General features: G+C 70.1%; 5 protein-coding genes. 4 read left to right on the top strand and 1 reads right to left on the bottom strand.

What is annotated here, in order from left to right:
- The 3 genes from AC08OP_RS07415 to AC08OP_RS07405 all read left to right on the top strand — a co-directional run.
- Nucleotides 1-1,103: AI-2E family transporter (locus AC08OP_RS07415; RefSeq protein WP_476613508.1), on the top strand; the 1,103-nt coding region annotated here is incomplete at its 5' end.
- A gap of 69 nt (nt 1,104-1,172) precedes the next feature.
- Nucleotides 1,173-1,856: a mycothiol-dependent nitroreductase Rv2466c family protein gene (locus AC08OP_RS07410; protein ID WP_476613507.1), complete on the top strand. Its 684-nt coding sequence runs from the start codon at nt 1,173-1,175 to the stop codon at nt 1,854-1,856.
- A 19-nt stretch (nt 1,857-1,875) separates the two neighbouring features.
- Nucleotides 1,876-2,364: a ribose-5-phosphate isomerase gene (locus AC08OP_RS07405; protein ID WP_476613506.1), complete on the top strand. Its 489-nt coding sequence runs from the start codon at nt 1,876-1,878 to the stop codon at nt 2,362-2,364.
- On the opposite strand, the gene AC08OP_RS07400 is transcribed toward AC08OP_RS07405, so the two are convergent.
- The gene (locus AC08OP_RS07400) at nt 2,307-2,777 is read right to left on the bottom strand and encodes a hypothetical protein (RefSeq protein WP_476613505.1); all 471 of its coding nucleotides are present in this window, start codon (nt 2,775-2,777) and stop codon (nt 2,307-2,309) included. The genes AC08OP_RS07405 and AC08OP_RS07400 overlap by 58 nt on opposite strands.
- Before the next feature lie 553 nt (nt 2,778-3,330).
- Here AC08OP_RS07400 and AC08OP_RS07395 point away from each other — a divergent pair.
- A complete protein-coding gene (locus AC08OP_RS07395; protein ID WP_476613504.1) occupies nt 3,331-4,278 on the top strand; it encodes a dolichyl-phosphate beta-glucosyltransferase in 948 nt (315 codons plus the stop codon).
- Nucleotides 4,279-4,413 lie beyond the last annotated feature (135 nt).

Here is a 4,413-nt window from a genome sequence, read left to right as displayed (position 1 = left end):
CTCCCGAGCCACCGGGCGGGCCGCAGCCCGCCGGCGGGGGGGAGTCCCCGGCTCGGCGGGCCGACTATCACATCCCGGTCGCGCTGCGGGTCTCGGCGGGCTGGTCGTGGCGTCTGATCGTCACGGGCGCGGCCATCTACATCCTGCTGATGGTCGTGGGGCGGGTCCGGATCGTGGTGATTCCGCTCATTGCCGGGCTGCTCATCGCCGCTCTCATCCATCCGCTCGCGTACCGGCTGCAGCGGCTCGGCATGAACCGGCTGGGCGCCGCCCTCACCGCGCTGTTCGTGTTCTTCGCGGTGTTCGTGGGTGTCGGGGTGGCGGTGGGCTTCAACGCCGCGAACGAGATCCCCACGGTCAGCGATCAGGTCAGCGAGGGCGTCGAGCAGATCCGCGGCTACCTGAGAAACGGTCCGCTCCACCTGTCGCAGAGCCAGATCGACAATCTGGTCGACGACATCCGCCAGAGCCTGGCGGACAACCGGGGGCGCCTGGTCTCCGGGGTGATCTCCGGCGCCTCGGTGGCCGCCGAGGTGCTCGCCGGCCTGCTCGTCACCCTGTTCTCGACCTTCTTCTTCCTGTACGACGGGGATCGTATCTGGGACTGGATCGTCACCCGCTTCCCGGACGGAGCGGAGGATCGGGTGCGCGGCGCCGGTCGGGAGGCGTGGAACACGCTGACCGGCTACATCCGTGGGACGGTCTTCGTCGCGGCGGTCGACGCGATCGGTATCACCATCGGCCTGGTCGGCGTGGGTGTCCCGCTCGTCGCGCCGCTGGCCCTGCTGACGTTCTTCGGCGGGTTTGTCCCGATTGTCGGGGCGGCGGTGGCCGGCGCCGCGGCGGTACTGGTGACCCTGGTCTCGAACGGCGTGCCGGATGCGTTGATCATTCTGGGCGTCGTGTTGGCCGTGCAGCAGATCGAGGGGCACCTGTTGCAGCCGCTGGTCATGCGACGGGCGGTGCGGTTGCACCCGCTCGCGATTGTCATCGCGCTGTCGGCCGGTGGCGTGTTGGCCGGCATCCCCGGTGCCATCGCCGCCGTTCCGTTCGTCGCCATGGTGAACAGGGTCGCCGGTTATCTTGCCGCGAGCGGGAAGTGACCACCACCCTGACGGGTTGATCCCGGGCGAACGGTGCCGTCGAACGGTGCCATCGACCGAGGAGACCACATGAGCGCCGAAACTCTCGACACCCCCGCGGCTACGTCCGTACCCTCACCCACGCCCGTACCCCTGCCCGCGGACGCGACCGAAGCGGTCTTCGCCGATCTCTGGTTCGACCCGTCCTGTCCGTGGGCCTGGCTCACCTCCCGCTGGCTACTGGAGGTCGAGAAGATCCGGCCGGTGCGGATCCGCTGGCACGTGATGAGCCTGTCGGTGCTCAACGAGGACCGGGACATGCCCGAGCAGTACAAGCAGCTGCTGGCCAGCGCCTGGGGGCCGGTGCGGCTCTGCGCCGCCGCCGTCGACCGGCACGGTACGGACATCCTGCGCCCGCTGTACACGGCGCTTGGCCGTCGCCGTCACCTGGGCAAGGCGGAATGGGACGAGAACACCTTCGTCGCCGCCCTGACCGAGGCCGGTGCCGATCCGGCGCTCGCCGCCGAGGCGACCTCGACGGCCTGGGACGAGCGGGTGCGGGCCAGCCATGCCGAGGGGATCGGCCGGGTGGGCATGGACGTGGGCACCCCGGTCATCGCCGTGGGGGAGACCGCCTTCTTCGGTCCGGTGATCACCCCGGCACCCAAGGGGGAGGAGGCCGCACGACTGTGGGACGGAGTTCTGCTCGTCGCCGGTACCCCTGGCTTCTACGAGCTCAAGCGGACCCGGGACCAGGACCCGATCTTCACGTGATCGGGCATGATGGCACATCATGCGTGTCCATCTGGGATCTGACCATGCGGGCTTCCGCCTGAAGGAGGCGCTCGCCGAGCGTCTGGTGGAGCTGGGCCACGCGCCCGTCGACCATGGTCCTGCCGAGTACGACCCCGACGATGACTACCCCCCGTTCGTCCTCGCCGCCGCCGCCGCCACCGCCGCCGAACCGGGCAGCGTGGGCATCGTCATCGGGGGATCGGGCAACGGGGAGGCCATCGCGGCGAACAAGGTCGCCGGGGTGCGCGCGGCCCTGGCGTGGAGCGAACAGACGGCGACGCTGGCCCGCCAGCACAACGATGCCAACGTGCTGAGCCTCGGCGCGCGCATGTACACCGTCACGGAAGCCCTGACGTTCGCCGAGGTCTTCCTCACCACGCCGTTCAGCGGGGAGCAACGACACGTGCGGCGGCTGCGGATGCTCTCGGCCTACGAGCGGACCGGGGACGTGCCGTCGGTGCCCGGGTCGACGTCGTCGGCTTCCTGAGACCTGTTCTTCGAGGACCCGGTCTCGGTAGGGCCGCTCTCACGCGGTCCAGCGGATCCGCGGTCGGAGCGTCGGCGGGTCCTCCGGGTACCCCGGCCGCGGCGGTCGGTCGTGCCGCTCTCGGCTCCGGCACGACCGGTTCCGGCACGGCTGGGGCCGCCGCGGCGGACCGGGTCGGTGGGGCTGGTCGACGGGGTCGCCGAGGTGGGGCGTGATCCGCGATGCAATACCATCGATCGCTCGGCCTCGGCGAGGTCGGCGTCGGTGGGCCGGGCGGCGTCGCGGGCCCGCATCGCCGTTCTCGGGGGCAGCTTGCTGCGACCCGCGTCGATGAGACCGCGCAGCTGCGTGTCCGCCTCGCCCGCCCCGGCCGCCTGCGACCGGGCCCGGCCTGCGCGCTCGGGTCGTGGCATGGCTCCTCCATCCGCTCTGGCCGGAAACCTTGGCGGATCATCCCAGAAGCGGGCCGCTCGGGGAGGCCTCGTGACGCGGGTGGACGTCGGAAATCCGCCGGTGCGCGGTTATCCCCCGCGACAGGTTGATCTCCATCCTTGCGTTTCCGAAGGTTTCCGGAAGTTCACCGTCCCGTGTACTACCGGCGGGTCGCCCGACGGCGACAGCGCCGACTGCCCGATCCAGGATGATCCGAGGCGATCCGGGGGATCGGCCACCCCCCTGTCCGAGCTGTTCTCCCCCATCCGTATGCTACACATCGCCAGATGAACGTCCGATAGCCCAGCATATGACCAATAGATGTCCATCTGTACTCAATAGATGTTCATTGTGCCACCTTGCTCGTAAATGAAACGAAAGGAAACTTTAGCATGCATGCTTTGCCACATTTCGGTAGAACACCTGAAACTGTTTGCTGATCTCGATCAGCCGTCACCAACCGCTGCGCCTCGGTGGCTTCAGTCATCGGCTCCGTCGTCGCGGCCTAGGAGTTGAGTCTTGGACTGCGTGCCTGTGAGCGTCGTCATCCCCGCCTACAACGAGGCGATGCGCCTGCCCGGCTCGCTACCCCCGCTGATCTCGGTCATGCACAGGATCCCCGAGGCCGAGGTGATTGTGGTCGACGACGGCAGCACGGACGGCACCGCTGCGATCGCCGAGGAACTGCTCGCGGATCTGCCCGGTGGTCGGGTCCTGCGGCTGCCGTGGAACTCGGGTAAGGGCGCCGCGGTCCGCATGGGGGTGTCGGTTGCGCACGGTGAGTCGATCGCCTTCCTGGACGCCGACGGCGCCTCGGACGTCAATGATCTTCCTCTGCTCCTCGCCGCGCTGGAGCACGCCGAAGTGGCGCTCGGATCGCGCCGGGTCGGGGCGGGTGCGGTCCGCAGCAGCGGCCGGCGGGTCGGCAGCTGGGCCTTCAACCAGATCACCCGGTCCCTGACCAGCCTGGACGTCGCCGACACCCAATGCGGATTCAAGGCCTTCCGCGGTCCCGAGGCCAAGCTGCTGTTCAGCCTTGCGCGCTCCTCCGGATTTGGGTTCGACGTGGAGGTGCTCTCGATCGCCCGGTCGATCGGCTACCGGATCACCGAGGTCCCGGTCCGATGGGCGGAGATACCCGGTGGCACGTTCCGGGTGACCCGGCACACTCCCGCGATGCTCGTCGACGTGATGCGCGCCCGGCGATACCTGAACCGCTCCGCTCCCGGCCTCGTGGTGACGCGTCCCACGGTGCAGTCGCCCGCCGCCGCGGCGGCGCCGGTTCGTCCGGGCGACGGGGCGTCCCCCGCCGCCCAGGTCCGCGTCCCGCCTCCTGCCGTGAGCGTCCCGGCCCCCGCGGAACCGGTGACCGCCGGGCCGCCGGCCGCCGCCCTCACGGCGGCCGTGGGGGGCGTCGAGAAGCCCCTGCGCCTGCCCGCGGACCTGGGCGGTGTGACCCCGCTGCCCCGGAAGGTTGTATGAAGGTCCGGCGAACCGGACCTTCATCTTTATCCTTTGGAGTAAGCGATCCCTCCTCCCGCCGCCGGCCCCCCCACGACGGCGAAGGGCCTCGGCGCGCCGTCACCCTCCCCGGCCGTCGCAGCCCCGGCCGTCGCC

It is taken from the genome of Frankia sp. CeRuru1 (assembly GCF_977966315.1).
This window is presented reverse-complemented; position numbering and strand designations above follow the sequence as displayed.